The following is a 22,495-nucleotide window of genomic DNA, read 5'->3' as shown; positions in this document are numbered from 1 at the left end:
CGTGCTTCCTGCCTGCAGTCAGCAAGGACGCCTTGAAGAGAATGGGTGCCGAGGTGCGCAGCTGGCGCATTCATCGGCGCACTCGCCATACCTTTGCCCAGCTCGCACGGTTCATCAACCCGATCGTGCGGGGCTGGATTCAGTACTACGGGGCGTTCTACCGCTCCGCGCTGGAGCCCCTCCTGCGGCGCATCAACGCCTATCTGGTGCGCTGGATCCGCCGAAAGTACAAGCGGCTCGCGGGCTTCAAGAAGGCCAAGGAGTGCTTCCAGGGGATCACACAGCGATACCCAGGGATGTTCTTCCACTGGCGGTTTGCCCGCCATTTCTGGTGCTCAGGGTGACAAGAGCCGTGTAACGGGAGACTGTTACGCACGGTTCTGTGGGAGCCGGAGGGGGAAGTTCCCTCCGGCTACCCGACCCGACGAGCTTCGTGCCGGGCCGGGTGGCGGTGAAGTCGCGGCCGACCAGGTCCGGAGCCGGTGCGGCCTTGGTGTCCTGCTGCGTCAGGTGGCGGTGCCTGCGGCGGGTGACGCCGCGGATGTCGCGCTCGCGCATGATCCGCTCGACTTTCTTTCGGTTGACCGCATGGCCCTTACGCCGCAGCGCGGCGTGCACGCGCGGGGCACCGTAGGCACCCCGCGAGGAGGCGTGGATCTCACGGATCTCCTCGGTCAACTCGTCCTCGACGCACTGTCGTTCGGCCGCTGCCGGCCGGGCCACCAGCCACGCGTAGTAGCTGGAGCGGTTGATCCCCATGACGCGGCACAGCAGGGCCACGCTGTAGCCGCCGGGGTTGGTCTCGGCGGCCTTCTCCGCGTCGATGAAACGGCACAGCGTGCCTACTTCATCGTCTCCTTTGCGAAGAAGGCCGCGGCAGAGTCAACCGGTTGATGCAACAGCTGCCGCGAGCCTATCAGCGGGAGTTTCGAACCCGAGGGTCTGCCGGGGGCGGGTGTTCAGCTTGAGCGCGACGGCATCCAGGTCGGCCTGGGTATATCCGGACAGGTCGGTTCCCTTGGGAAAGTACTGGCGGAGGAGTCCGTTGGTGTTCTCATTCGATCCCCGCTGCCAGGGGCTTTTCGGATCGGCGAAGTAGACCTTGACGTCGGTGGCCATCGTGAACCGCTTGTGGTCGGCCAGCTCAGTACCCCGGTCCCAGGTCAGTGAAGTCATCAACCCGTCCGGCAGGTAACGGACTTGATGACTCAGCGCGGAGATCACACTGGTGGTGTCCTTGCCTGCGACCCGGACGAGCATGACGTAGCGGGAGTGCCGTTCGACCAGTGTGGCAATGTGGCTGTTCTTCGCACCGGTGATCAGGTCGCCTTCCCAGTGGCCGGGAACAGCCCGGTCCTCGGCCTCGGCCGGACGCTCGCGGATGGAGACCGCGTCGCGGATGCAGCCGCGCTGCTGACCTGCGGTGGAGGCGTTCTTCGAGCGGCGCATCGTGCGTCGGCGGCGCAGATGGGAGACAAGCTCCTTCTTGAGTACGCCTCGGGCCTGGATGAACAGGCTCTTGTAGATCGTCTCGTGAGACACGTACATACCGTCCTCGGGCGCGAAGGTGCGGGCGAGCCAGCCTGCGATCTGACGCGGCGACCAGTCCTCCTTCAGCTTGCCCGCGACCGTGTCCCGCAAGGCCGGACTCTGTTGCAGCAGACAGGACTTCGGGCGCCGGGCATTGCCCCAGGCGCCCTCGTCCGCGCGAGCGGCCCGGTACTTCTCACGCCCGCCGTGACGCCCCACCTCACGGCTGACCGTGGACGGCGCCCGCCCCAGCTGGCCCGCGATCGCCCGGAAGGAGTCAGCGGCGGCCAGGCCCCGGGAGATCTCCTCCCGCTCCGCCAGCGACAGCACCCCGGCCGATCGGGTCCTGGCCGCCGGGACAAAACCGCCGTTCGCCGCGACCACCCCGTGGATTGACCCGGGCACCTTGCCCAGCGCACGCCCGATCTCGCTCAGCGACTGCCCGTCCCGCCATCGCCGCCACACTTCACGCTTCTGCTCGTCCGACAACCCCGGACGCCCGATCCTCGCCACCCAGCAACACCTCCAGTAACCGTTCTACCTGGGATGTTGCACCGACCCATTGACCTCACCGCTGCTTTTTTCAAGATCTCGATCGTCTGCTGCTGTTCCCGGTTCTCCCTGCGCAACCGCTGGAGCTCGTCCTTCTCCGCCGTGGTCAGCGCGCCGGGTGCCCCCTCGCCGCGGTCAGTCTTCGCCTGCTTCACCCAGCCGCGAAGCCCCTCCGGACTCACACCGAGTTCCCGGGCGACCTCGGTGACATTCCGGCCCGACGACCGGACCAGTGCCACCGCGTCCCGCTTGAACTCCGGCGTGTACCGCTTGCTCATGTTGCTCTTGCCACTCAACCTGGACTGCTTTCTCCGGGACCGATCCGTCCCAGTATCAGGCTGTCCACTTCAGCGGGGGAACTTCACCGGACTGACCGAAAGGGGGGTGAGCTGGATGATTCGTGCGTACAAGTTTCTGATGCGGCCCGCCGCCCGGCAGGCGGTCGCGCTCGGCGAGATGCTGCGCGATCACTGCTCCCTCTACAACGGGGCGTTACAGGAACGAAGGGATGCCTACCGGCATGTCTCGAGGACCACGGTCCGGTACGGGCAGCAGTCGGCGCAGCTGAAGGACATCCGGGCGTTCGATCCGGAGCGTCAGGGGCGCTGGTCGTTCTCCTCGCAGCAGGCCACCTTGCGCCGTCTGGACAAGGCGTTCGCCGCGTTCTTCCGCCGGATCAAGTCCGGGGAGGCTCCGGGCTATCCGCGCTTTCGTGGAGTGGGCCGTTTCGACACGGTGGACTTCCCCAAGGACGGCGACGGGGTCCGGTGGGATGCCACCCCGCACGACCCCGTGACCCGCGTCCGCTTCCAGGGCGTCGGGCATGTCAAGGTCAACCAGCACCGGCCCGTGGCCGGCAAGGTCAAGACCGTCTCGGTCAAGCGTGAGGGCCGCACGTGGTTCGTCGTGCTGACCGCCGAACAGGACCAGCCCGAACCGCTCCCGGCAACGGGCAGCACGGTCGGCATCGACCTGGGCATAGCCTCGTATCTCACCGATTCGAACGGCATACACATCCCCAACCCACGCCATGCCCGCAAGGCCGCTGCGAAGCTTCAGGCTGCACAGCAGGCCCTGTCCCGGTTCCCGCGACGCAAGGCGAAGAACCGTACCCGCAACCACCGGCGTGCCGTGGACAAGGTCGCTGCCCTGCACCGCAAGGTGCGGCGCCAGCGCTTGGACCACGCGCACAAGACCGCCCTGGGCCTGGTCCGCGCGCACGACTTCATCGCGCACGAAGATCTTAAGATCCGCAACATGAGCAAGGCGCCCGCAGCGAGACCGGACCCCGGCCGGCCGGGCGTCTTCCTGCCCAACGGGGCCGCGGTCAAGGCCGGGCTGAACCGTTCGATCAACGATGCCGGTTGGGGGGTGTTCCTGACGATCCTGCACGCCAAGGCTGAAAGCGCCGGACGGGAAGTGATCGCCGTAGACCCCCGCAACACCTCCCGGCGGTGCCCCGCGTGCGGGCACACCGCGAAGGGGAACCGGCCCACACAGGAGACGTTCCACTGCCAGGCCTGCGGCCACACCGCGCACGCCGACACAGTCGGAGCACTCAACGTCCTCCGGGCCGGGCTGGTCCGTCGCAACGCCAACCCGGCATAGCGAGAAGCCCCGCCCCTTCAGGACGGGGAGGAGTCACACGTCTGAACAGCTCGGACCTGCCCAGCGGAGGAGCGGTGCAATGAGCTGTCATTCGCGGGTGTCGGGCGCAGGTATCCCCGCCCGGCCGCTTCGTCCGCGAGCGGCCTGTCGGCTGGACCGCTGCTCCATGCCCAAGTCGATGCCCTTTTCGAGCTCCTGGTGCCTCAACAGGTCGTGAGGCCGGTCGAGGTCGAACTGCTCACGACCGCCACGTGCATGGTTCCTAAGGAAGGAGGGAGCCTCGGCGACATCGGCGAGATTTTGCCGCAGCACCGGACAGGTGCGCGAGCTGCCCGGGCAGATCTGCTTGCGCCACCTCGGTTGGGACGATGTTGATCGTCTCAGCCGCGGGCCTCGTCAGTGGTGTGGGATCCGCGGTCGACTACTTCATGAAACTCGCGGTGGCCCTCAACGAAGCGGTCCACGACCGGGCACCAGTTGGTGACGGTCGCACCCTTGTTTTTGAGATCGGAGAGCGTTTCTCGGATCAACGCGGTCCCCAGGCCGCGGCCGCGATGGCCCTCTTGGACGAACGTGTGCGTCAAGCTGTAGTGATTGCCCTTGCACTCGTAAGCGAGCAACCCTGCGTACTCGCCGTTCTCTTGAACCTCGTAGTACCGGCTTTCGTCGTCCCGGAAGACGGCGATCGAGTCGCTCGCGTCTGCCCACAGCTTCTCGGCCATTGTTGTTCCTGTATCTGTACGGGCTCCGTCCGGACGACGGAGCGACTCCGATGGAGAGCAAATGGACCATATCGTCCGCATGGAGGTAACGCGATGTCCGCGCACCGCATTCCCGTTCTCTGCCGCCAAGGTGCTCGATGCGCCGGCTCACGCAGTCGCTGACTCCTCAGTGATCTGCGGAGTCGCTTCTTGGCGAGAGGGCCTGGGCCGCCGGCGTGCGCCACCTGAAGGCCTAGTTGTGAGGCGAGGGCGCCGTCCGCCGCTTCGGTCTTGCCCCGCCGCGTGAGGTGAGGGCGCAGTGTGTCATGAACTGATTGCCTGCCCTGTCGCGCGGTGTATCGGCTGCGAAGACGGTGTGGCGTGCTCATTCTCGCCTCAGATGCGGTTCGGTCATCTCGCGGCTCAGACTCTTGTGCCGCTGGCGCCCGGTAGGCGTTCGAGGAACGGCTCAGAAGAGCGTTAGATCTCCGGGATTCTGAACGGTTGCGGTTCGACCGTTCAGTGCGAATTTGTCCTCGATGTCAGGTCCGGGGTCGGGTAGACCGTATTGAGCGACGCTCGGGCGTATCTGGTTGCTCAGCCACTCCCTGCACTGTTCCGGCGTCTGCGAGCCGGAGCTGTAGAGCCGTGTGTAGGCGGCGACGAGGTCCGGGCGTTCTTGGCGCAGCCAGCGGAAGAAGACGCCTTTGACTCCGCTTCTCGGGCCGGATTGTCGATGGGAGAGGTGGTTTCGAACTTGGCCGCCGCCACATCGCCGCTGACGCGGAGGCGCTCGATGAGGAGGCCGGCCAGCGGGCCGAGCATGCCCTCCGGGGCGATCACCTCTGGGGAAGGGCGAGGCGACTGCAAGGGTCCGTCAGTGCGTTCGGCCGTCGATGCCGCGGCTAGAGGGGCTGCGGCGAGACGTGATGCTTGCACTGAGGGGTGGGGGTACGCGTGTCCACCATCACGGGGGAAGGCCCGGGGCTCTCCGAAGGGACCGGTGCCACTAAGCAGTGACCGAGTCACGGTCTGCTCTGGGAGGCACGCGATGCATAGCTCGTCCTCAAGAAGCAGCGATATCGGTACTCGCCAGCCGTACGGGCACTTCGACCTTGACGGTCAGCCGACTCGCACGGTCGACGACGAACGAACCACTCTTTCGGCAGTTGCCGGCTCGAGTGTTTTCACTTCAGTCAACTTCACTCCGACGATCAGCATGCTGCTGGCCTGACTCGACGCCCACTGATGCCCGCGGACGTAGTGAGGCTGGCGGGTGCGCAGCCGAGGGTACCTACGATGCGGTCGGCTCCACCGACGGAAAGTCGACATCTGTGTCAGCCAGGTTGTTGATGAAGTTCGTCATGAGGGTCTGCACGGAGAACGCGACGATCTCCAGGACCTCGGCGTCTGTGTAGCCGGCGGCCCGCACCTCCTGGAGGTCCTCGTCGCTGACCTTGCCCCGCAGCTCAGTGACCTTTCGGCCGAACTTGACGGCCGCCGCACGCTTGGGATCGCTGGAGTCGCCCGCCTGGTTGAGGTGGATCTCATCGAGCGACAGCTTGCTGACGTTCGCCGCCACGAAGCTGTGCGCGGTGCGGCAGTAGTTGCAGCCGTTGATCTCAGTGACCCCCATGGCCAGGGCGTGCCGGGTGTTGGCGTCCAGCACTCGGCTCAGCGTGTTCTGGAGGTCGACGACCCCCTTGAGAACAGTCGGGCTGTTCGACAGCAGCCGGAAGACGTTGGGCAGCATGCCCAACCGCCTATTGACGTCCTCGAGGACTGGCTGGGACGCGACCGGGGCCTCGTCGATGCTCTGCGGGATCTCGATGCGGGACACGGATGTCTCCTTGCTTGCAACGGTCAGTAGGCGAGTGTCAGGAGCCGGCTGGCGGCGAACCGCTCACGGCGTTCCCTGGCTGACTCATGGTGACATATTGAGGACTAGATAGTCCAGTTAACTGCCATCTTTCTTTTAAATGAGCAGTTCAGTGCATCACCTCTCTCTAGAAAAGGTCTTACAGGTCCATCTCTAGTTGAAGGAGAGGAGCTCCGTGGCCAGCCCGCTTCGTATGACTTCCACAGGCCACAGACGGTGCTCGGAGCGAGTGCGCAGGGCTCAGGCCTGGGACACGCCGATCGGAGTGGCAAGAGGCTCGAGCCAGGGCGGAGTGGGACCGGCATGCCACGAGTCGGCCGAAGGGTCGGCGCATACTTTTCGGACCTGGCCTGGTGCTCTCGATCCGTCATCCGCGGTGGCTACGGCGGTGAGCGAGGCGCTCAGTACGACGATCCGTCTCGTCGTGTTGCTCCGGCGCCGGTGCACGCCTGGACCGGTTATCGGGGGAGTGGGGAGAGCCACTTTCTACGCGGCAACGTCTCGACCCCCGGCGGACTGGTCGGCCGGGGGTCAAAACGCTGTTCTCACGCGTGCCGAGGCCTTCCGGACACGGTGGCGTCGGGTGCCGTCACCGGCTAATCAGGGTGACGTCCGCCTTGTCCGGGGTGGCGACGAGCAGCGACCGGTCGGGGACTTCGCTCCACTCGCCCGTATCCTCGTCCGGTTCTGAGGCGACGATGACCGAGTCTGGTCGTTGCCGGTACCACAGAGTGTCCCCCCAGGCCGTGGCGGTGATGGCCTGGCCGTCCGAGAGCAGCAGATTCAGACGCGCGGTGGGGCGTATTGCGGCTATCTCGCGCAAGAGTTCGAGCAGGACGTGTGAGGGCAGCTCTCTGCCGGTGGACAGCCGCTTCGCGGCCAGCGCCCACAGCAGTGCGGAGTCGGAGCGCGCGTCGAGAACCAGGTGCTCGGTCTCGCCTAGGTCAGCGAGCAGGTGTCGCCAGTCCGGGACGGCTCCGTTGTGGCTGAACAGCCACTGCTCGCGGTGGAACGGCGCGGCCGCGGACTCCTCATGCGAGGTGTCGGCGGTGGCGGACCTCACGGCCGCGAGTATGGAGTGGCTGCGTATGGTTTCGGCTATCTCCGCGAAGTTGTCGTCGGCCCAGATCGGTATCGCCCGACGGTAGCGTCTGGCAGGTACCGGTGCGTGGTGGGTTGTCCAAGGATCGTGGCCGGCCGGGTGCCAGCCAACGCCGAAACCGTCGGCGTTGACGGTTCCGTGCCGCTGACGGTAGGGCCGGAACGACTGCTCGTACAGGCTGTGCGCGGGATGGATGAGCAGCTGAGCCAGGGGCGCCGTCGGGCCCAGGTAGGCGAGGTGGCGGCACATCAGTCGTCCCTCTTCTCCTGGGGTGTGGCGTCACGGGCGGTGCGGAAGCCCGCGAAGATCTGCCGCCGGATGGGGTAGTCCCAGTTGCGGAAGGTGGTGCGGGCGACGACCGGCGAGACGGAGAAGGCCCCGCCTCGGAGCACTTTGTAGCCGGGGCCGAAGAAGACCTCGGAGTACTCCTTGTAGGGGAAGGAGGTGAATCCCGGATAGGGGGTGAAGTCGGAAGACGTCCACTCCCAGACGTCTCCGATGAGCTGACGTGCCCTGCTCGGAGCCTCTCCTGCCGCATAGCTCCCTGCGGCCGCGGGCTGCAGGTGGCGCTGGCCTAGGTTGGCGCGCTGAGGATCCGGGTCAGTATCGCCCCAGGGATAGCGCCGTGAGCGGTCGGTGTTCCGGGTCGTAGCGGGCGGCCTTTTCCCATTCCTGCTCGGTGGGAAGGCGGCGGCCGGTCCATCGCGCGTCGGCGTTGGCCTCGTACCAGCACACGTGCATGACCGGCTCATTCGCGGACACGGGCTCGATGTGCCCGAAGCGGCGGCGGGTCCACTGTCCGGCGTCTCGGAACCAGAACAGAGGCGCCTGGAGTTTCGCCTTCTGCACGTGTTGCCATCCCTCGCGGGTCCACCAGCGGGGATCTTGGTAGCCACCGGCCTCGATGAATTCCTGGTAGGCGCCGTTGGTGACGGGTGTCGTGTCGAGCCAGTAGCCGGGCACGTCCACGGTGTGGTGGGGTCGCTCGTTGTCGAGGGCCCAAGGGGCGGTGCTCGTGCCCATGACGAAGGCGCCCGGTGGGATGTAGACATCTCGCGGCAGGCGGTGTGGGCCCGTTGCGGCGGGCGGGGTCGGGGCGGCCAGGACGGGCGGGCCTTTGCGGAGTTGGTGGGTGGCCAGCATTGTCTCGGCGTGCTGCTGCTCGTGCTGGGCGAGCATGCCGAACACGAACGCGTCGGCCAGCAGCGGGTCGGGGCTCGCCGGGGTCGTGTCCGCCTCGGCGAGCACGGCCCATGTCTCCTCTCGTACGACGGCGGCGTATTGGCGCGCCTCGCTCGGGCAGAGCAGTGGCAGAGAGGGACGGTCGGCCCGCGGGTGCTGAAAGGCGTCGTAGAGCGGGTCCAGGTCTGGGCGCAGGCCGGGGCGGTGGCCGGCTTGCCGAACAATCCAGAGGTCTTCTTGGTTGGCGATGTGCGCGAGGTCCCAGACCAGGGGCGACATCAGGCGTGAGTGCTGTGCTACGAGGTCTTCGTCGGGCACGGCGTCGACCAGCGCCAGGGTGCGTTGGCGGGCTTCGTCCAGCGCGTTGCGTGCAACAGCCGACGGGTGTTGGGTGGCGTCCGCCGTGTCGTCGGGGGTCGAGTCTGTGGTGGAAGGCGGCACGCTGGAGGAGTCGGACGGGCCGGTGGTTGGAGGGTGTTGTGTCATGTCCTGTCTTCAGTCTCGGCGTGCCGCCATTCCTCCAGCCGGTCGTGGGCCGGAGATTGTCCGCGCACGGTGTATCGCTCCGCGAAGTCGGTGAAGGCCTTCAGCAGCTTGGGGGGTGTGTTGCTGCGCACGAGGGCGCTTTCGGCTGCGGTGAAGCAAGCGATGGCGGCCTTGGCCAGGTCAGGGTCGGCCAGTCCGCATCGGGCTGCCCGCGTCCAGACTTCGTGAGTGGGGACGGGCTGGGCGTCTTGGCACAGGATCTCGGTGGCCGCCGCCGCGGCGTCAGCGGCCTGGGCGTCGTTGAGCAAGGTGGCCGTCAGGAGGGCGGGTATCACCCAGTCGTCGCCGTTCTGTGCGTCGGTCATGCGCAGCTCCAGCCAGCCGCGCGGGCGGATCGGCGGGAAGAGCGTGGTCAGGTGGTAGTCGAGATCTGCCAGGGTGGGGCGGCGCAAGCTGGGGGCACGGCCGCGGATCCACTCGCGGAAGGTGAGGTCGGCTGGGGCTGTCCAGTCGGTGTCTTCGGCGCCCGGAATGGCCAGCACGTTCGCGTCGAGCGCATAGCAGGACCAGGCCGCTGCCGGGTCGGCTTGGTAGCGCGGCTCGCGCGTGCGGCCGGCGTCCATGTGTGACCAGACCGCCTGCCGGGTGGAGAGCCATCCCGTCGGCCGGCCGGTGAGCACGGGTGAGTTGGCGAAGGCGGCAACCAGAACCGGCCCCAACCGGTGGGCTAGGGCGTGTTCCAGGTTCGGATCATGTGGGGCGGAGACTCCGGAGCCAGATGATCGATCCGCGTAGGTGGAGTCCGGCGAGGTAGCTGGTAGGAGTCTTGTCGTAGCGGGTGGCCAGCCCTCGCCATTCCTTGATCTTGTTGATGCCGCGCTCGACGGTGTTCCTCTCCTTGTAAAGCTCGGCGTCGTGAGAGAGGGGGCGGCCGCCCTTCGAGCCTCGCTTCTTGCGGTGGGCGGCCTGGTCCTTCTTCTCCGGGATCACCGCCTGGATCCGGCGTTTACGCAGGTAGGAGCGGTTCGCGCGGGAGGAATACGCCTTGTCGGCGGCGACGGCCCCGGGGCGGGTGCGGGGCCGACCGACCGGCCCACGGATCCTGACTCGGCCGAGGACTGCGGCGAAACGCGGACTGTCGGCCGCCTGTCCCGGCGTCACCACGAACGACAGCGGGCGGCACCGCCGGTCGGTGGCCAGGTGCGTCTTGACCGTCAGCCCGCCCCGCGAGCGCCCCAACGCGGCAGCTTTCAGGCGGGCCTTGTGGCGGCGGCGTATCCGTCGTCGTTCGGCACGTAACGCTTCCTCGACCGGGTCGCCTTCGACCGTCACCTGGGCGGATTGTCCCTTTGCTGGAGCCCCTTTTCCTCCTCGGCGGCTTTCACCAGTTCCTCCAGGAGCTCGGGGTCGACGGCCATGCCGGCCGCGTGGTGATGCGCGCGTGCGACGGTGGAATCGACGCTGACCAGGTCCAGATCGGCCTGTCCTCGCCGGGCCGCCTCGGCGATCATCCGCTCCATCAGCGTCTCGAAGGTGCCCGCAAGGGCCCACTTCTGGAAGCGGCCGTAGACGGTGGACCAGGACCCGTAGCGTTCGGGGATGTCGCGCCACGGGCTCCCGGTCCGGAACCTCCACATCACCGCGTTCAACTGTTTACGCAGGTCAGGGATCGGTCCGCTCACGCCGAGCGGCAGGTGCGGCTCGAACAACTCCCACTCTGCATCCGTCAGATCGCCTCGCGTCACCCCGGATGTCTACCGCCCCGAGCCACTCCGGCGGAGCGATTTGACCCAACAGTGATCTGAACCTGGAACACGCCCTAGAAGACTCATGAAGATCTTGGGTTCTGGCCCTGCCGCGCACACGGCAGGGCCAGACTCGTCTTGTGGCGATGGGCGAGTGGATCGGCGAGAGCGTCGGGCCGGACGTGTGGGAGACGTGTCGGGGTCTGATTCCGGCTGGGAGCGTGTTCGCGTTCTTGGCCGAGCATCGGGGTCGGCTGTTTCCGGCTGAGATGTTCGCGGACATGTATCCGTCGGCGAACGGGCGGCCCAGTATGCCGCCACAGATCCTGGCCGCCGTAATCACGCTGCAGGCCCTGCACGGGCTGTCGGACTTTGAGACGGTCCAGGAACTGCGGTGCGACCTGCGGTGGAAGGCCGCGTGCGGTCTGGGCCTGCACGACATGGCGTTCGATCCGTCGCTGCTGGCCTACTTCCGCCGCCGACTGGCCCGTTCCGCCCGGCCGAACCGGGTGTTCGAGGCCGTGCGTGAGGTGGTGAAGGCAACCGGGGTCCTGAAGGGCAAGCACCGCCGGGCGCTGGACTCCACCGTGCTGGACGACGCGGTCGCCACCCAGGACACGGTCACCCAGCTCATCGCCGCCGTCCGGGCGGTGATCCGCGAGGTTCCCGGTGCCGAAACGGTCGCGGCCGCCCAGTGCACCGCCCACGACTACACCGACCCGGGCAAACCGAAGATTGCCTGGAACGATGAACAGGCCCGCGCCGATCTGGTCGACGCGCTGGTCACGGACGCGCTGCGGCTACTGGGCCACCTGCCCGACCAACAACTCGGCGAGAAAGCCGCGAACGCGGTGGGCATCCTGGCCCTGGTCGCCGGCCAGGACGTCGAGCCCGCCGATGAATCCGACGGCCGCGACGGCCGCTGGCGCATTACGCGGGGCACCGCCCCAGGCCGGATGGTCTCCACCGTCGATCCGGAAGCCCGGCACGTCCACAAGACCCGCAGCCACCAGCAGGACGGCTTCAAGGCCCACTTGGCCATCGAGCCCGAGACCGGCTTATACACCGCCGTTGCCCTGCGGCCCGGCGCCGAGCCCGAGCACCACGAGGCGGCCGTCGGCCTGGACCTGCTCGCCGACGAGGACACCCCGGTGGACGCCTTCGGCGACACCGCCTACTCCACCGGCGACGCCCGCCAGGCCCTCCACGAGGCCGGGCACCAACTCTTCCTCAAACCCGCCCCGCTGCGGCCGGCCGTCCCCGGCGGCTTCACCCTCGACGACTTCACCATCAACACCACCGCCGCCACCGTGACCTGCCCCGCCGGACACACCGTCAGCCTGTCCGAGCCCGGTGGCCGACACCACCAACGCAAGGCCACCTTCAAGGATCTGTGCACCGGATGCCCCTTACGCCAGCGGTGCACCAAAGCCAAGGCCGGACGCATCTTGACCATCCGCCCGCACCACGACCTCCAAGCAGCCGCCCGCCACCAGGCTGCCACCGACCCCGCCTGGCAGGCCGACTACCGCCGCTGGAGACCCCCGGTCGAACGCACCGTCGCCTGGCTCGTCCACCACGGCAACCGCAAACTCCGCTACCGCGGCACCCTCAAGAACGACGCCTGGCTCCACACCCGAGCCGCCGCCCTCAACCTCCGCCGACTGATCAACCTCGGACTCACCCACACCAGCGGCACCTGGCACCTCGCCCCGGCCAGCGCATGACCAAAGGGGCCGCCCGGCCTGACGGCCGGACAGCCCTCACCAAGATCTTCATGAGTCTTCTAGTTCCCAGCGGAACTTGTAGCCCGAGGTTCCGTGCGTGTCATCGCCGGAGTCCAGGTTGAACTGCAGGGACGCCGAACGTCGCATCATGATCCGACCCCAGGGGCCCCCGCGGTCGAAGAAGGCCTCCATGGCCCGGTAACGCGGCTGATCGAGCAGTCGTGGCGGCTCTCTGTAAGGGTCGACTCCGCAGCCCAGCAGCGCGACACCTGCGTCGGAGGTCGCTTCGCGCAGTCGGTCGAGATCGGTGGCCAGTGCCTCCACGCACTCGGCGAGAGTGCGGAAGGGCTGGGAGCTGAGCTCGATCTGCCCGCCGGGCTCTCGTGTGACCTTGCTGCCTCCCGGGAGCGCGTTCGAGGCCCGTAGGCTTTCGTAAATCTGAGACGTACGGTCGGCAGGTATGTGCTGTCGCGCGTCCCGGGGATCGACTATCAACCACTCCATTTCCACGCCCACTTGTGCGGACGGCTTTCTGTTGAAGCCCGCTTCGTAGACGTGCGCCTCTGCTTCGTCCTCCCCAAGGGACATGCGTGAACCACCTTTGTTGGGTAAGAGCGGACGTCACAGGGTCGACATCCAAACTGGCTGGAGCCGTGGCGGTCTTTTGCGCGCACGGGTGTTGACGGCCGATCGACCGTTTGTCTTCTCGTGCAGGTGCCAGCTGATTATGTGGGGATGTCGAGGTCGCCCTTGCGGAGGCGGTAGACCTGGAGGCGAAGGTTGTAGTACTTCTCTGTCTCTCCGACCCACTCCATCCCCACGCGTTTCGCCGTGGAGCATCCCCGTGCGTTCTTGCGGCGCACAACGGCGAAAACCTCATCGGCGGCGCCTGAGCTGAAGGCGTAGTGGGCGACGGCGTGGCCGGCTTCTGACGCCAGGCCCATGCCCCAGGCCTGCGGCGCGAGCTGCCAGTCGACTCCCAGATCTTCGCCGTAGGGCGGCAGCGGGAGCAAAGCGGCGCCTCCGATCACGTCTCCGCTCTCGCGGAGTTCGATCGCCCAGCGGCCGGCCGGGTATTGCAGGGCGTCGCAGTTCGCCTTCCAGCAGCTGAGGAGCGACTTCATCTGTGCCGCGGTGGGGACGGTGTTCATTGCCGGCGCCAGCCATCGTGTGACTTCGTCGGAACCGTAAACCGCCACTGCGGCAGCCGCATCGTCGAGGTGCCATTTCCTCAGCCGCAAGCGGGGCGTGAGGATCTGATTGCTCTCGATCGTGACTTCTGCCGTTTGGGTCATCGTGGTTCACCGCCTGTTTCAGCGTGCAATCAGTAAGGCCATCTGGTGGGGCAATCGCCTCTCAGACGTTCACCGAGAACGGCGGAGTGGGAACCGCTTGGAGCGTGCGCAAGGTTGAACGGCTCGAATCATGAGTCCTTGACCCGATGTTCGAGTCGGAAGTCCTCCACCGACGCCGTCAGCTCGTGCCGTCCGGTGTTCGCGCGGTTTCCGATCTCGGATCGTGGCCTGTGCTTTTCCTCGCGGCGTGACAGGCGTCGCCTGGGGCCCCGGGTCTTCGCGCCAAGGATCACGGTGTGCTGAGAGAAGCCGCTCGTTGCACGGCGGTCAGCCTGTCAAACAGAAAGAGGACCGTCAAGTCCTTTCGCGACATCATCCCTGTTCACAGGGGCTTGGCAACGATCGGACGGCACCTTGGACTGGCGGCCCCCGCTGCACGATCGAGATATGCCGTATATCTTCTACTGCACGCCGCGCTCGTCGAGGCGCCGTCCTCGGCCGGACGAACAGTGCAGCGAGGGAGCCTCGTGGTGACGGCTCGCATACGGCCGGAGGGGCCTTGGCTCATGCGCCCGGCGGGACTCTTGAAGGGATTCGCCCGCACCGAGGATGCCTCCGCGCAGCCGACGGGCGCGGGCATCCCCTCCTTCCACAGTCCCTTGCCCGGGCCCACTCGGGCTTCGGGTCGTCGGTGGGCGGTCTGGAGCCGCTCCTTCGGTGCGCAATGCGCGGGCCGGGCTGCGAATCGGCCCACGCCTCGGTGTCCGGGGCGGGCCCGCAGGAGTGCGGGCGCATCGATCCCCCGTCGCGCCGGTGATGCGCCTGTACGCCCCATCCGGCACACAGTGCGGGCCCCACGCCCCAAACAGGTCTGCCGCGTGCTGCCCGAACTGCCGTGGATTGCCGGCCGCCACGACGGCGGTGCGGATGCGGAGGAAGCCGCCGCCGGCAGGCTGTGCCGGTGCTCCTTGCGGTTCAGCCGGTAGAGCGAGCCCGATCAAGTGTCGCCAGCGGCCCGGAAGCCCGGCTGCCCGGCATCGCCGCGATCAGCAGTTCGATGCCGGGGTCGGGTACGAAAGGCGTTCAGTCTCCGGTAGGCCGCCGACAGAGGTCCTCGTTCATGCTGCGGAGGATGACGGGCGGCGAGCTCCGCGCTGCCGCTCACCGGGAGGGACGCGGCGCAGATCGTCGTCACTGATAAGCGCGGGAATTTATTCGTAATTCATTCCGCGCTGCTGCCCTCTTCCGCCATCAAGAAATCAAGAGGACTATATAGTCCTAGAAGGGCGACTCTTGAAAGTCGTCGTCAGCGTCTGGACTCGATCGTGCCCACAGCGGACCGTTGCATCCTGGTAGGACAGCACGTCAGCGTGAGGGAAGCCGGGCTGGAGTAGGGCGCTACCTGCTGTGGCGTCGTATCCAGCGAGAAGCGGAGATGGTCCACGATGGCAGATGAAACACGTGTACCAGCCGAGAACGGGCCCCGCGGGTCCGATCTACCGACCGGCGGGAAGCATTCTGCTGACGCGTCCGGGAGCGCGCCAGCCGTCCCTGCCGCCCCCTCCAGCTCCTCCGGGAACGCGGTGATCGACCGTAGTAATATCGACCACATGTCCGTAGATGCTGCCCTTTCACAGGAGCGACGCCTGACTGCGCGCGGTGCCGTCACCCGAAACCGTATTGTTCAGGCCGCTGCCGAGCTCTTCTACGTGCGGGGCGTCGACTCGGTCACGCTCGACGATGTGAGAGCGACAAGCGGGACGAGCAAATCCCAGCTTTACCGTCACTTTGCGGACAAAGACCAGCTCGTCCACAGCGTCATCGATCTGCGAGCCGATCAAATCCTGAATCGTGATCGCCAACTGCTGGAACGGATGAATTCCATTCGTGCGCTTGAGCGATGGACCGACACGATTATCCACCTCAACTCCCTGCAGAACGGGGCCTACGGGTGCGCGCTCGGCTCACTCGTCAGCGCGCGGGCCGCGCAGGATCCCACGTCGAGGGGCAAGTTGGCGGAGACGTTCGCGGAGTGGGAGCAGTTCATTTCGGCGGGCCTGCGGCGCATGCAGGAAAACGGGACGTTGCGCGAGGAAGCAGACCCTGACCAGCTCGCCACCGCCGTCATGGCCGCCCTCCAGGGTGGTTATCTGCTGGCCCAGACCGCTCAGGACGTCGAACCGATGCGCGTCTCCATGCAGATGGCCCTGGACCACGTGCGTTCGTACGTCGTGGCCTGAACCGGGCCCTCAGCCCGGTTCACCGCCGCGCACGCCGGTGAAGAGCCGCCTGCGGGCTGTCTGCTGCAGGCTCACTCGAAGCCGCGCCGTCTTGACGGCGGCAGTCAGGCTCTCGATGTCGTATGCGCCATCGTGCCGCCGTCCGTTGATGAAGAAGGCCGGCGTTCCCGATACGCCGCTTCGGTCCGCGGACTCCACGTCCTCCGCGATGCGTGTCGCGCCGGCCAGGCTGCTCAGGCCGGTGTGGAAGCGGTCTATATCGAGGCCGATCTCCTCGGCGTACCGGGTAACGTCGTCGGTCGCCAGGGCGCCTTGGTGAGCGAGCAGGGCGTCGTGCATCTCCCAGAACGCTCCCTGGTCGCCGGCGGCCTGCGCGGCCTCTGCGGCGAGCTGGGCATGGGGGTGCACGTCGGTGAGTGGGAGATGCCGCCAGACGTAGCGGACGTCGCCCGCGTGGGCGAGAAGATCTCTCATCACCGGCTCTGCCCGACCGCAGTAGGGGCATTCGAAGTCGCCGAACTCGACCACGGTGACGGGAGCGTCGACGGGGCCGCGGACATGGTCGCGCCGGTCGTTGACCGGGGGAACCAGGTCCACGATGGATTCCGCGCTTCCCAGCAGAGACCGGATGCGGGCCTGTTCCGGGAGGAGGCCCAGGGTCCAGGCGATCAGCCACGTCGTGACGACGGAGAGGACGACCGCGCTGAGAACGCCGATCTTCGCCTGAGTGAGGTCCCGCCCGGAGAAGGCGAGGGTCGCGATCAGGAGCGAGACCGTGAAACCGACCCCGGTGATCGCCCCGCCCGCCGCGAGGGCGCCCCACCCGACAGCGGGGCGAAGGCTCCCGCCGCGGAGCCGGGATATGAGCCAGGACGTCCCGATCACGCCCGCCGGTTTGCCCAGGACATAGGCGGCGATGATGCCCAGCGTGATGGGCGAGGTGAACGCTGTGCTCGCTTCGTCCGTGCTGATGGTCAGGCCTGAGTTGGCCAGGGCGAACAGTGGGACGATCCCGTAGCTGGTCCACGGGTGATACAGGCGCTGCAACCGGGCGTTCGGCGAGATGGCCGACGCGACGCCGATGCGCGCATCGCGTGCGAGCTCGGGCGTGGGCTGCTCACGGAAGGCCTGGAAGAGCCCGCTGGCCCGCTCCAGGGCGTCCCGATTCGCCGGGTAGGCGGACGTGAGGAGCCCCAAGGCGAGACCCACAATGACGGGTTCGACGCCGGATTTGCGCAGCATGAGCCACGCGGCTGCGGCTGCGGCTGCGGCTACTGCAACGAAGACCGGACGCTTGGCGCCGGTGCGGTGAAGGGCGAGCATGCCGGTGAAGCAAGCGAGGGCGGGCCACAGGTAGGACTGCTCGATGTGTCCGCTGTAGACCACGGCGATGACAGCGAGGGCGACGAAGTCGTCGACTACGGAGATGGTCAAGATGAAGATTCTCAGGCCTGCCGGTAGCCGTTTCCCGATAAGCGCCAGCATGCCGAGGGCGAATGCGGTGTCGGTCGACATGGCAACGCCCCATCCATGCGCCGACGCGTGCCCGGCGTTGCAGGCCACATAGACCAGGACGGGGACAGCCATGCCGGCGAGGCCGACGACCGCGGGGAGGGTGGCTCGCCTGCGCTCGCGCAGCTCGCCCATGTCGAATTCCCGGCGTGCCTCGAGGCCCACGACGAAGAAGAACAGCGTCATCAGGCCGCTGTTCACCCATTCCCGCAGATCGAGAGACAGTCCGTGAGCGCCGAAGCGCATGGCGAGCTCGGTGTGCCAGAAGCCTTCGTAGCTACTGGGTGCTGCGTTCGCCCAGGCCAGCGCCGCGACGGCGGCCGCGAGGAGCACGGATGCGCTCCCGGTCTCCGTACGCAGGAAATCGCGGAGCGGCGTGTGCATGCGGACACTGCGGACTGTTCGCGCCGTCCAGTGCGGCAGCGCGGCCGACGTCCTCTTCACTGCCCGGCTGCGGTGGGCGTGATGGTCGCGATGGCGAGGAGGATTCATGAGATGCGGTAGCCGTCGGATCAGCTCGAGGTGTCAGCCACCCAGATGCCTGGGTGTTTCACGTCGACCAGGTTGATGTATTCGGGATGCTCGTGGATGAACTTGTCGACGGCCGGGCAGTAATTTGAAGCCGTATTTCCGTGAATGCGCAGAGAGTCCAAAATGTTCCGAATGAAGACTTTGGATAGACCTTGCCCTCGAAACGCTTCGTAGATGACGGTGTGCATGAGGACGCGCCGACTTCCGATCTCTCGGTAGCCCATGTGTCCGGCCGCCTCGCCCGCCACGGAAATCTCGTAGCGGCGCTCTTCCGTGTTGTCGCTGACCGTCACAGCCGATTCTGTATTCGAAAACAGTACGTCAGACATCTCACACCCTCCGGCGTGCTGCGAGCCTCGTTGCGGGAAAGCTGGTGAAAAGGTGCTCGGCGGCCACTCTGGCGGGGTGCATTCTCCAATCGCCGGAAGGCAGGCCTGTTCGCACTGCTCACCCTAGTTTGACTGGACGGATTAGTCCAGTAAGAGCCGCGCAGCACCCCGCCTGGTGTATGCGCCCCCCGAGGTCCGCGCGAGACTCACCTCCCACACCGCTCGCTAGCAGGCATGTCGCGCCAGCTGTGACCCGCCCGACTCCGGTTAAGCCGTTTACGCCCTTCCGCTCCCGGTGCGAGGTGCCGCCGGGCCGGCCTGGCAGTCATTTGGCGCATGCGGGCCGAAGCATCGACACTTCCGATTAAGTGGACGATTAGGTCCACTTGTGGTTGAGTCAAAGACGACGCTCCCTGCCGCCCTCCCGGAGGCCAGCACCGGCACTCTTTGCCCGTGAAACTGCACCGGCCGCGCAGGCTTGCCGCGCTGAAACCGATGAGATGAACCAATCCTGTGCCGTTGCGCCGGCAACCTCGGGACTATGAGAGGAAGTCATGGACAGGAAGCCGACATTCGGGCGTTACCGAGAGCTGCCGCTCGACGAGATGAGCAGCGACGAGCGAGGGGCCTTGGACAACATCGTCACGTCACGTGGCATGGTCCCTGCACCGTACAAGTTCCTTTTGAGTAACCCGCGAGTCGCTCGGCTGCTGAACCCGATCGGCACCTACTTCAACGCCGGCGGCTCATGTCTGACGCCGGCAGAGCGGGAGATCGTGATCGTTCTGGTCTGCGCCAAGTGGATGGCGTCGTTCCCGACGCGGGTCCACGAGAAGTTCGCTGTCGAGGCGGGCTTGTCACCGGAAGCGGTGGCGGCCATGGTCTCTGGCGCTCCGACGCGGTTCGACGACGAGCGTCAGCAGGTCGTCTACAGCCTGGCTGCGACGCTGTTGGCGTCGCGCGGCGTCTCCGACCACCTTTTCTCCCAGGCTGTCGGTCTGATTGGCGATGAAGGCGTCGCAGACGTGCTGGCCCTTATCGGCTACCACTGCACGATCGCGCTCACGCTGGTGACGTACGACGTGCCGGCCGGGGCGGAAGAGCTGCGGCAATCGTGAGTCCGGCCTCGATTCCTCGAGGCCTGACCTCGGCTCGTTGTCTCTGCAACGATGCAGGGGTTCGTGCATGCCACTGCCCACCAGGGGTCTGCCTTGGGCCCTCCCTGTCAGACTCTCGTGAGACATGAGGACAATCGAGTCTTCTGTTGTTAGCGGGGCGAGAACAGGATCTTTCGAACGTGACGCTGAGCAGTGCCGACCTTGAGGCCGGTGTGGCCGATGATGAGGTCGTGGGCAAGAAGAAGCGCGGTCCCCGCGCGGGCGGGCCGAAGCGGCGGTCCTTCACCCCGGAGTACAAGCTTCGGATCGTGGAGGAGTACGAGCGGCTGACCGAACCGGGCGCGAAGGGCGCGCTGCTGCGCCGGGAGGGGCTGTACCACTCGCACATCATCGACTGGCGGACCGCCCGGGACGCCGGCGCGCTGGATGCGCTGACCGCCAAGCCGTCCGGACCGACGGGCAAGAGCGCAGCCGAGAAGGAGGCCGAGCGGCTGCGGGCAGAGAACGAGAAGCTGGCCGCCGAGCTGGCCAAGTCCCAGAGGGCGCTGGCCATCCTGGGAAAATGAACCGTTCCGGGTTCGGTAGAGACTCTAGATTGTGGCTGTGACCTGCGGATTTTGCTGCTGCTGGTAGTGGACGGCCTCATATTCGGCGGGCGGGACGTGGCCTATCTCACCGTGAAGTCGGCTGTGGTTGTACCAGTCGACCCACTCGGCTGTGGCCAACTCGACGTCACCGAGGGCTTTCCAAGGCCGCTGGGGCTTGATGAGCTCGGTTTTGTACAGGCCGATGGCCGATTCCATCAGAGCGTTGTCGAGGGCGTCGCCGACGGTGCCGATGGACGCGGCGATCTGCTCGGATGCCAGGTGAGTGGCGAGACGGAAACTGGTGTACTGGGTGGATTCAACCGGTCGTCGCAACACCTCGATCATGGAGGTGTCCGATGGGGCGACCGGCAGGGTGGACGACGGCGGTGACGGGGCGCCCGGCGATGCGGTCTCCGGGCAGGCCACCGGTCCGCCGGGATGTGGAGCGTGCCTTCTGGAAGAAGATCGCTGACGGGCTGACCAGCGAGGACGCGGCGATCGCGTGCGGCGTGTCGGGGCCGGTCGGCTCGCGATGGTTCCGGGAACGTGGCGGTATGCCGTCGATCGAGCTGGGCCCGGTGTCGGGCAGGTATCTCTCCTTTGCAGAGCGCGAGGAGATCGCTGTGCTGAAGGCTCAGAACACCGGGGTCCGAGAGATCGCCCGTCGGCTGGGCAGGCACCCGTCCACTGTTTCGCGGGAACTGCGGCGCAATGCGGCCACCCGCAGCGGACAACTCGCCTACCGGGCGTCGATCGCGCAGTGGAAGGCCGAGCTGGCCGCGCGGCGGCCGAAGCCGTCCAAACTTGCCTGCAGCGAGCGGCTGCACGAGTACGTCCAGGACCGCCTGGCCGGAGAGATCCACCGCCCGGACGGCATGCCGGCGCCGGGACCTGCGGCACCGCCGTGGAAGGGACGGAACAAGCCGAGGCGCCAGGACCGCCGTTGGGTCAACTCGTGGAGTCCGCAGCAGATCTCCCACCGGCTCAAGGTCGACTTCCCCGATGATGAGTCCATGCGCATCTCTCACGAGGCGATCTACCAGGCCCTCTACATCCAGGGCCGCGGAGCACTCAAGCGCGAGCTGGTCGCCTGCCTGCGCACCGGCCGTGCGCTGCGGGTGCCCCGGGCTCGCACCTCCGGCCGGGGAAGAAGTTCGTCACCGAGGACGTGCTGATCAGTCAGCGGCCGGCCGAGGCGGAGGACCGGGCGGTCCCCGGCCACTGGGAGGGCGACCTCATCATCGGCCTCAACAGCTCCGCGATCGGCACCCTGGTCGAACGCACCAGCAGGTTCACGATGCTGCTGCACCTACCGCCCATGCCCGGCCACGACGGCACACGGGCCAAGAACGGCCCCCCACTGGCCGGCCACGGAGCCGCAGCCGTACGCGACGCCCTGACGGAAGCGATCACCCGCCTACCCGCCCAACTACGCAAGTCCCTTACCTGGGACCAGGGTTCGGAAATGGCGCAGCACGCCGAACTCCGCATCGACACCGGCCTGGAGATCTACTTCGCCGACCCGCACAGCCCCTGGCAGCGCGGCACGAACGAGAACACCAACGGGCTGCTACGGCAGTACTTCCCGAAGGGCACCGACCTCAGCAGACACACCCGCGAGGATCTCGCTGCCGTCGCAGCTGCCCTCAACGGCCGCCCCCGCAAAACCCTGGGCTGGAGGACACCCTCCGAGACTCTCAACAGTCATCTACTATCAACACAAAACGGAAGTGTTGCGACGACTCCTTGAACCCGGGCTGCGAGCCGGCATCGGAGTGATGAATCAACTCCCGTGGAATTACTGGGGTATTGGCGCGGTCGCGTTGCCATAGGCCCATTTCGAGTGCGGACAGCACGAGCGGTGTCTGCTTGTTCGTCGCGGCGGACCAGCCGACGATCCGGCGGGAAAAAGTGTCCACGACGAACGCGACATAGACGGTGCCAGACCAGGTGGCCACGTAGGTGAAGTCAGCGACCCACACGCGGTTCGGGGCGGTCGCCACGAACTGCCGGCCCAGCCGGTCCGGGGCCCGCTCGGCTTCCTTGTCCGCCACTGTGGTGACGATTTTCTTGCCGCGCACCGCTCCCGTGAGGCCCTCGGCTCTCATCAGGCGCTCCACGGTGCACCGGGCCACCTGATGACCTTGTCTTTTGAGTTCGGCCCAGATCTTGCGGGCTCCGTAGACGCTGTAGTTGTCCCGGTAGATCTTGATGATCAGCGGTGCCAGTTCCGCGTCCCGCAGGGCACGGGCCGATGGCAGACGCTTCTTGTGCGCGTAGTAGGTGGACGGGTGGATGCTGCAGTCGTGCTCGGTGAGCGTCCTGCAGATCGGCTCGACTCCGCCGAAGCGGTCCCGGTGCTCGTCGATGA

The 22,495-nt window shown here is 66.7% G+C and carries 17 protein-coding genes and 5 pseudogenes; 7 read left to right on the top strand and 15 right to left on the bottom strand.

The genetic code is table 11. From position 1 onward, the window contains the following. Positions 1 to 41 precede the first annotated feature (41 nt). Positions 42 to 344, top strand: a complete 303-nt coding sequence (locus OG972_RS44645) for a group II intron maturase-specific domain-containing protein (RefSeq protein ID WP_266992284.1) — start codon at positions 42 to 44, stop codon at positions 342 to 344. Here the strand turns inward: OG972_RS44645 and OG972_RS49735 are convergent. From OG972_RS49735 to OG972_RS44630, 3 genes are all read right to left on the bottom strand, one after another. Continuing rightward, the gene (locus OG972_RS49735) at positions 277 to 759 is read right to left on the bottom strand and encodes an IS3 family transposase (RefSeq protein WP_353961663.1); all 483 of its coding nucleotides are present in this window, start codon (positions 757 to 759) and stop codon (positions 277 to 279) included. The two genes, OG972_RS44645 and OG972_RS49735, sit on opposite strands and share 68 nt — an antisense overlap. Before the next feature lie 123 nt (positions 760 to 882). Beyond that, the gene (locus OG972_RS44635) at positions 883 to 2,043 is read right to left on the bottom strand and encodes an IS30 family transposase (protein ID WP_266991287.1); all 1,161 of its coding nucleotides are present in this window, start codon (positions 2,041 to 2,043) and stop codon (positions 883 to 885) included. Then, positions 1,962 to 2,360: a transposase gene (locus OG972_RS44630; protein ID WP_266992280.1), complete on the bottom strand. Its 399-nt coding sequence runs from the start codon at positions 2,358 to 2,360 to the stop codon at positions 1,962 to 1,964. The genes OG972_RS44635 and OG972_RS44630 overlap by 82 nt, the downstream gene beginning before the upstream one ends. 115 nt (positions 2,361 to 2,475) lie before the next feature. Here OG972_RS44630 and OG972_RS44625 point away from each other — a divergent pair, with 115 nt between their 5' ends. Next, complete coding sequence (locus tag OG972_RS44625) at positions 2,476 to 3,690, top strand: transposase (RefSeq protein ID WP_266992278.1); 1,215 nt, start codon at positions 2,476 to 2,478, stop codon at positions 3,688 to 3,690. A gap of 380 nt (positions 3,691 to 4,070) precedes the next feature. Here the strand turns inward: OG972_RS44625 and OG972_RS44620 are convergent, their stop codons facing one another. The 6 genes and pseudogenes from OG972_RS44620 to OG972_RS44595 form a co-directional block, all read right to left on the bottom strand. After that, positions 4,071 to 4,412, bottom strand: coding sequence for a GNAT family N-acetyltransferase (locus tag OG972_RS44620; protein WP_266992276.1), 342 nt, complete (start codon positions 4,410 to 4,412; stop codon positions 4,071 to 4,073). A gap of 1,273 nt (positions 4,413 to 5,685) precedes the next feature. Then, positions 5,686 to 6,231 (bottom strand): carboxymuconolactone decarboxylase family protein, encoded by a 546-nt coding sequence (locus tag OG972_RS44615; RefSeq protein ID WP_266992274.1) that lies wholly within the window; start codon positions 6,229 to 6,231, stop codon positions 5,686 to 5,688. 628 nt (positions 6,232 to 6,859) lie between these two features. After that, a complete protein-coding gene (gene egtC / locus OG972_RS44610) occupies positions 6,860 to 7,621 on the bottom strand; it encodes an ergothioneine biosynthesis protein EgtC (RefSeq protein WP_266992272.1) in 762 nt (253 codons plus the stop codon). Next, positions 7,621 to 8,914: pseudogene (gene egtB, locus OG972_RS44605) on the bottom strand (ergothioneine biosynthesis protein EgtB). The gene egtC and the pseudogene egtB overlap by 1 nt, the downstream one beginning before the upstream one ends. A 122-nt stretch (positions 8,915 to 9,036) precedes the next feature. Further along, positions 9,037 to 9,783: a glutamate-cysteine ligase family protein gene (locus OG972_RS44600; RefSeq protein ID WP_266993006.1), complete on the bottom strand. Its 747-nt coding sequence runs from the start codon at positions 9,781 to 9,783 to the stop codon at positions 9,037 to 9,039. A 7-nt stretch (positions 9,784 to 9,790) separates the two neighbouring features. After that, a pseudogene (locus OG972_RS44595) lies at positions 9,791 to 10,785 on the bottom strand (IS5 family transposase). 146 nt (positions 10,786 to 10,931) lie between these two features. Between OG972_RS44595 and OG972_RS44590 the strand changes: the two are divergent. Then, complete coding sequence (locus tag OG972_RS44590) at positions 10,932 to 12,512, top strand: IS1182 family transposase (protein ID WP_266992270.1); 1,581 nt, start codon at positions 10,932 to 10,934, stop codon at positions 12,510 to 12,512. A 48-nt stretch (positions 12,513 to 12,560) separates the two neighbouring features. Here OG972_RS44590 and OG972_RS44585 read toward each other — a convergent pair whose 3' ends face one another. Next, positions 12,561 to 13,100 carry a glutamate-cysteine ligase family protein gene (locus tag OG972_RS44585; protein WP_266992268.1) on the bottom strand — a complete coding sequence of 180 codons (540 nt, stop codon included), beginning with the start codon at positions 13,098 to 13,100 and terminating at the stop codon, positions 12,561 to 12,563. Between the two features lie 137 nt (positions 13,101 to 13,237). Further along, positions 13,238 to 13,807: a GNAT family N-acetyltransferase gene (locus tag OG972_RS44580; protein WP_266992266.1), complete on the bottom strand. Its 570-nt coding sequence runs from the start codon at positions 13,805 to 13,807 to the stop codon at positions 13,238 to 13,240. Between the two features lie 1,610 nt (positions 13,808 to 15,417). On the opposite strand from OG972_RS44580, the gene OG972_RS44575 reads away from it, so the two are divergent. Continuing rightward, a complete protein-coding gene (locus OG972_RS44575; protein ID WP_266992264.1) occupies positions 15,418 to 16,047 on the top strand; it encodes a TetR/AcrR family transcriptional regulator in 630 nt (209 codons plus the stop codon). A gap of 9 nt (positions 16,048 to 16,056) precedes the next feature. Here OG972_RS44575 and OG972_RS44570 read toward each other — a convergent pair whose 3' ends face one another. Next, the gene (locus OG972_RS44570) at positions 16,057 to 17,943 is read right to left on the bottom strand and encodes a Na+/H+ antiporter NhaA (protein ID WP_266992262.1); all 1,887 of its coding nucleotides are present in this window, start codon (positions 17,941 to 17,943) and stop codon (positions 16,057 to 16,059) included. Between the two features lie 128 nt (positions 17,944 to 18,071). Next, entirely contained in the window at positions 18,072 to 18,419 is a 348-nt protein-coding gene (locus OG972_RS44565) for a GNAT family N-acetyltransferase (RefSeq protein WP_266992260.1), read from the bottom strand. A 554-nt stretch (positions 18,420 to 18,973) separates the two neighbouring features. On the opposite strand from OG972_RS44565, the gene OG972_RS44560 reads away from it, so the two are divergent. Next, positions 18,974 to 19,537: a carboxymuconolactone decarboxylase gene (locus tag OG972_RS44560; protein WP_266992258.1), complete on the top strand. Its 564-nt coding sequence runs from the start codon at positions 18,974 to 18,976 to the stop codon at positions 19,535 to 19,537. Positions 19,538 to 19,809: 272 nt separating this feature from the next. Continuing rightward, positions 19,810 to 20,103: pseudogene (locus OG972_RS44555) on the top strand (transposase); the annotation flags it as partial. Between the two features lie 24 nt (positions 20,104 to 20,127). Here OG972_RS44555 and OG972_RS44550 read toward each other — a convergent pair. Further along, positions 20,128 to 20,388, bottom strand: a pseudogene (locus tag OG972_RS44550) (integrase core domain-containing protein); the annotation flags it as partial. 92 nt (positions 20,389 to 20,480) lie between these two features. Here OG972_RS44550 and OG972_RS44545 point away from each other — a divergent pair. Continuing rightward, positions 20,481 to 21,874, top strand: a pseudogene (locus OG972_RS44545) (IS30 family transposase). On the opposite strand, the gene OG972_RS44540 reads toward OG972_RS44545, so the two are convergent. Then, positions 21,822 to 22,493: an IS3 family transposase gene (locus OG972_RS44540; protein ID WP_266993004.1), complete on the bottom strand. Its 672-nt coding sequence runs from the start codon at positions 22,491 to 22,493 to the stop codon at positions 21,822 to 21,824. The pseudogene OG972_RS44545 and the gene OG972_RS44540 sit on opposite strands and share 53 nt — an antisense overlap. Positions 22,494 to 22,495 lie beyond the last annotated feature (2 nt).

Source organism: Streptomyces sp. NBC_01669 (assembly GCF_026339735.1).
GTDB lineage: Bacteria > Actinomycetota > Actinomycetes > Streptomycetales > Streptomycetaceae > Streptomyces > Streptomyces yanii.
Note: the sequence above shows the minus strand (reverse complement) of the source record. Positions and strands in the feature narration are given on the sequence as shown.